General features: G+C 77.1%; 2 protein-coding genes. Both read left to right on the top strand.

What is annotated here, in order from left to right:
- On the top strand, positions 1-2,082 hold a 2,082-nt coding region (locus tag AOK23_RS27035; protein ID WP_157878165.1), incomplete at its 5' end, for a type I polyketide synthase.
- A gap of 5 nt (positions 2,083-2,087) precedes the next feature.
- The coding region (locus AOK23_RS27040; RefSeq protein WP_157878166.1) for a type I polyketide synthase at positions 2,088-5,537 on the top strand (3,450 nt) is incomplete at its 3' end.

Consider the following 5,537-nt stretch of genomic DNA (forward strand, 5'->3'; position numbering starts at 1 on the left):
CGGGCCGCCGAGCTGGCCCGGGCATGGCTGGCCGACGACCGCCTCACCGACACCCGGCTGGTCGTCATGACCCGGCGCGCGGTCGCGGCCGGTGACGGACCGTGCGCCCCCGCCGAGGCACCCGTGTGGGGCCTGTTCCGCTCGGCGCAGACCGAGCATCCGGGCCGGTTCGTCCTGGTGGACCTCGACGACGACCCGGCGTCCGCCGCCGCGCTGCCCGCCGCTGCCGCCTGCGGAGAGCCCCAGGTCGCGGTCCGCGCGGGCCGCCTGTACGCGCCCCGCGTCGTCCGGCCCACGGGCGGCGGGACCGGCCCAGGCCCGAGCGGCACCCCCCGGACACCGGCGGACGCCGAGAAGGCGGCGGTCGCCACCTCGTACGCGACCCGCAGCGGCCCGAACGACACGTCCAGTAACCGGCTCAGCACGTCCATCGGCCCGGACGGCACGTCCAGCGCCCCGGACAGCACGTCCGTCGGCCCGAACGGCACCTCCAGCAGCCCGAACGGCACCTCCAGCACCCCGGACAGCACCTACAGCGACCTGAGCGGTACAGCCCTCGATCCGAACGGCACCGTTCTCGTCACCGGCGGTACCGGTGCCCTCGGGCGGCTCGTCGCCCGGCACCTCGTGGCCCGTCACGGGGTACGGAGGCTGCTGCTGGTCAGCCGCCGGGGCGCCGACGCCCCCGAGGCGACCGCGCTCGAGGCCGCCCTCCGCCGGGAGGGGGACGTCCATGTCACGGTCGCCGCCTGCGACACGGCCGACCGGGACGCGCTCGCCGCCGTCCTCGCGCGGATACCCGATGCCCACCCCCTGACGGCGGTCGTACACACCGCGGGCGTCCTGCACGACGCCGTGGTGGAGTCGATCGAGCCCGGTGACCTGGACCGCGTCCTGCGGCCCAAGGTCGACGCCGCGTGGAACCTGCACGAGCTGACCGCCGACGCCGGCCTGCGCGCGTTCGTCCTGTTCTCCTCCGTGTCCGGGGTCAACGGCGCTGCGGGCCAGGGAAGTTACGCGGCCGGCAACGCCTTCCTCGACGCCCTGGCCCAGCTGCGCCGCAGCCGGGGGCTGCCCGCCGTGTCCCTCGCGTGGGGACCGTGGGCCCCGCAGACCGGTGCCCCGCCCGCCGCGGACCCGGCCGCAGGACAGGCGGCGGCGGGCATGACCGCCGGGCTCAGCGACACCGACCTGCGCCGGATGCGCCGCACCGGACTCCTGCCGCTCGACCGGGACCAGGGCCTCACGCTCCTCGACGCCGCCCTGCTGCGGCCGGGCCCCGCGCTGCGGCTGCCGCTGGCGCTGTCCCTGCCGCTGGTGCGCCGCGCGGCGCACGAGGGGGAAGCCTCGCCGCTCTACCGGGAACTGGCCGGCAGCGCCTGGCGCGACCCCGCCACGGCGGCCCCCGGCCCCGGCGACGACGCACGGCCCGACAGGGAGGCCGTACGCCTCACCGTCGGCGCCGGGCTGACCGCCCCGGAACAGGAGGCCGCCCTCCTCGAACAGGTCCGCGGCCACGCGGCGGCGGTCCTCGGCCACCGTGACGGGCGGCGCGTGGACGCCGCCCGCACCTTCAAGGAGTTGGGGTTCGACTCGCTGATGGGCGTCGAACTCCGCAACCGCCTGACCGCCGCGAGCGGTCACCGCATGCCCGCCGGGCTGCTGTTCAACCAGCCCACACCGGCGGCCGTCGCCCGCTATCTGCGCACCCGGCTCGCGCCACCGCCCGGGCCCGCCGAGGGCTCGCTCGACGACGGGATCGGCCGGCTGGAGGACCTCCTGGCGCGGAACGCCGACCCCGCCGAACTGCACACCACGGCACGGCGCCTGCGCGACCTGCTCGCCCGGTGCGAGGAGCGGTACGCGGTCACCTCCGCGGCGGGCGGGCCCGTACCCCCACCGGCGGGCGGCAACGGCACACCCCGGGCAGGCACCGCCACGAACGGTGCCGGCGCCGGGCAGGGCGACGCCGGCGACGGGGACGGCGGCGTACGCGCGGCGCTCCGGACGGCGAGCGTCGACGAGATCTTCTCCTTCATCGACCGGGAACTCGGTACCGACCTGCAGGAGCGCGGGGAATGACGCACATGGCGGAAGCGGAAGCGGAGAAGCTGGTCGAGTACCTCAAGCGGGTCACGGCCGAACTCCACGAGACCCGGGGGCGGTTGCGCGAGGCCGAGGACAGCGCCCGCGAACCGGTCGCGATCATCGGGGTCGGCTGCCGGCTGCCCGGCGGCGCCGACTCGCCGCAGCGGCTGTGGGACCTGGTGGCCGGCGGCCACGACGCGATCGGCGAGGTCCCCGCCGACCGAGGCTGGGACGTGGCGTACCCGGGCGGCTTCCTGGCGGACGTGGCGGGCTTCGACGCCGCCTTCTTCGGCATCTCGCCGCGCGAGGCCGCGGCCATGGACCCGCAGCAGCGGCTGCTGCTGGAGACCGCCTGGGAGGCGTTCGAACGCGCCGGTATCGCCCCGCGCTCGCCCGCCTCCCGGCGCACGGGCGTCTTCGCGGGCCTGGTCTCCCAGGACTACGGGCCGCGGCTGGACGAGGCGTCCGACGACACCGGCGGCCATGTGCTCACCGGCACCACCGCGAGCGTCGCCTCCGGCCGCATCGCCTACACCTTCGACTTCGACGGCCCGGCGGTCACCGTCGACACCGCCTGCTCGTCCTCGCTGGTCGCGCTGCACCTGGCCGCGCAGGCGCTGCGGCGCGGCGACTGCGACCTGGCCCTCGCGGGCGGCGTGTGCGTGCTGCCCACCCCGGGCACGTTCCTCAGCTTCGAGCGGCAGGGCGGCCTCGCAGCGGACGGCCGCTGCAAGGCGTTCGGCGCGGGCGCCGACGGCACCGGCTGGTCGGAGGGCGCCGTCCTCCTCCTCGTCGAGCGGCTCTCCGACGCCCGCCGCCACGGGCACCCGGTCCTCGCGGTCGTCCGGGGCACGGCCGTCAACCAGGACGGCGCCTCCAACGGTCTCAGCGCGCCCAGCGGACCCGCGCAGGAACGCGTCATCCGGGCCGCCCTCGCCGACGCCGGACTGACCCCCGCCGACATCGACGCCGTGGAGGCGCACGGCACCGGCACCCGCCTCGGCGACCCCATCGAGGCGGAGGCGCTGCTCGCCGTCTACGGGGAGGGCCGCCCCATGGACCGGCCGCTGTGGCTGGGGTCCCTCAAGTCCAACATCGGCCACACCCAGGCCGCCGCGGGCGCCGCCGGAGTCGTCAAGACACTGCTCGCGATGCGGCAGGGGATCCTGCCGCCGACCCTGCACGCCTCGGAACCCACCCCCGAGGTGGACTGGTCCGACGGCACCGTACGCCTGCTGACGGAGAGCCGGCCGTGGCCGGAGTCGGGCAGGCCCCGCAGGGCGGGCGTCTCCTCGTTCGGCATCAGCGGCACCAACGCCCACGTCATCCTCGAACAGGCCCCCGACGACCCGGCGGCGGCCACCGCCCCGGAGCCGGCCGAGCCCGCCCCGTTCACCGTGCCGCCCCTGCTGCCCTGGCCGCTCACCGCGCGCTCCCGCGCCGCGCTGCGGGACCGGGCCCGCACCCTGCACCGCCACCTTGAGGACACCGCCGACGCGTCCACCGCCGACGTCGCCTGGACGCTGGCGACGACCCGCGCCCCGCTGGAGCACCGCGCGGTCGCCCTCGCCCCCGACCGCGACGGACTGCTCGCCCTGCTCGCCGGGGCGGCCGACGACACCGCCCCGCACGGGCTCGTGCACGGCCACCACCCGGCCCCGGGACCGGCCCGCACCGTGTTCGTCTTCCCCGGCCAGGGCTCCCAGTGGGCGGGCATGGCGGTGGACCTGCTGGACGCCTCACCGGTGTTCGCCCGCCGTATGGCCGAGTGCGAGGCCGCCCTCGCCCCGTTCACCGACTGGCGGCTCACCGAGGTGCTGCGCGCCCCCGACGCCGCCGACCTGCTGACCCGTGTGGACATCGTGCAGCCGGTGCTGTGGGCGACCATGGTGTCCCTCACCGAGCTGTGGGCCTCCTGCGGGGTCCGGCCCGACGCGGTCATGGGGCACTCCCAGGGAGAGATCGCCGCCGCGGTCGTCGCCGGCGCGCTCACCCTCGACGACGGCGCCCGCGTCGTCGCCCTGCGCGCCCAGGCCGTCGTCGGACTGCCGGGCGGCGGCATGCTCTCCGTCGCCGAACCCGCCGACGCCGTACGCGCCCGCCTCGCCCCCTGGGCCGGCCGCCTCGACATCGGTGCCGTCAACGGCCCCGCGACCACGGTGGTCACCGGCGACGTGACCGCTCTCGACGAACTGGAGGCCCTCTGCGCCCGCGACGGGGTACACGCCCGGCGCATCAACGTCGACTACGCCTCCCACTCCCCGCACGTCACCGCGCTGGAGGACCGGATCACCGGCCTCCTCGCCCCCGTACACCCGCGCCCGGGCGACATCGCCTACTACTCCCCCCTCACCGGCGCCCGTCTGGACACCACGCAGCTCGACGCCGGCTACTGGTACCGCAGTCTGCGCCACACCGTCCGGTTCGAGGAGGCCACCCGCGCCGCCCTCGACGACGGCCACACCGTGTTCGTCGAGATCAGCCCGCACCCGGTGCTCGTCTCGGCCGTCCAGGACACCGTGGACGCCACCGAGTCCGGCGCCACGGTGATCGGCACCCTCCGCCGAGGTCCGGGCGGCCGTCCCGAACGGTTCGTGGAGGCACTCGCCGAGGCGTACACGCACGGCGCCCCCGTCGACTGGACGGCGCTGCTCGCCGGCACGGGAGCCCGCCGGGTCGACCTGCCCACCTACCCCTTCCAACGCTCCCGGCACTGGCTGGACCGGCCCGCCCCCGCCGCCGCGGACGATCCCGCGACGACCGCCCTGTGGGAGGCCGTCGACCGGGACGACACACCGGCGGTGGCCGAACAGCTGGGCCTGCGGCCCGACGAGTCCCTCGCCGGCACCGTGCGCGCGCTCGCCGCCTGGCGGGCGGCGGCCCGCCGCACCGCCGCCGCCGACCGCCTCCGCTACCGCGTCACCTGGAAGCCGGTCCCCGAACCGAGGGACGCCCGCCCCACCGGCGACTGGGTCCTCCTCACGCCCGGCCGCACCCCGACGGCCGACTGGGTGGCGGACGCACTGCTCGCCCACGGCGCCGACCGCGTCGACCGGATCACCGTCACCACCGCCACCGGACGCGACGAACTCGCCGCACTGCTGCGCCGCCACGCCTCCGCGGCCGGTGTCGTCTCCCTGCTCGCCACCGACGGGCGGCCGCACCCCGACCACCCGGGCGTACCCGTCGGCACCGCCACCACCCTCACCGCCGTCCAGGCCCTGCTGGACGCGGGCGCCACGGGCCCGCTGTGGTGCCTGACCCGGGGCGCGGTCGCCACGGCGGCCGACGGGGCGGCCCGCGCGGAGACGACGACCTCCACGGGCGGGACGACCCCCGCCGACCGGGCGGCCGTCGGGATCAGTCCCGAACAGGCCCAGGTCTGGGGGCTCGGCCGGGTCGTCGGGCTGGAGACACCCGGCGTGTGGGGCGGCCTCGTCGACCTGCCC

This window comes from Streptomyces torulosus (genome assembly GCF_001419765.1).
In the GTDB taxonomy this organism is placed as follows: Bacteria; Actinomycetota; Actinomycetes; order Streptomycetales; family Streptomycetaceae; genus Streptomyces; species Streptomyces torulosus.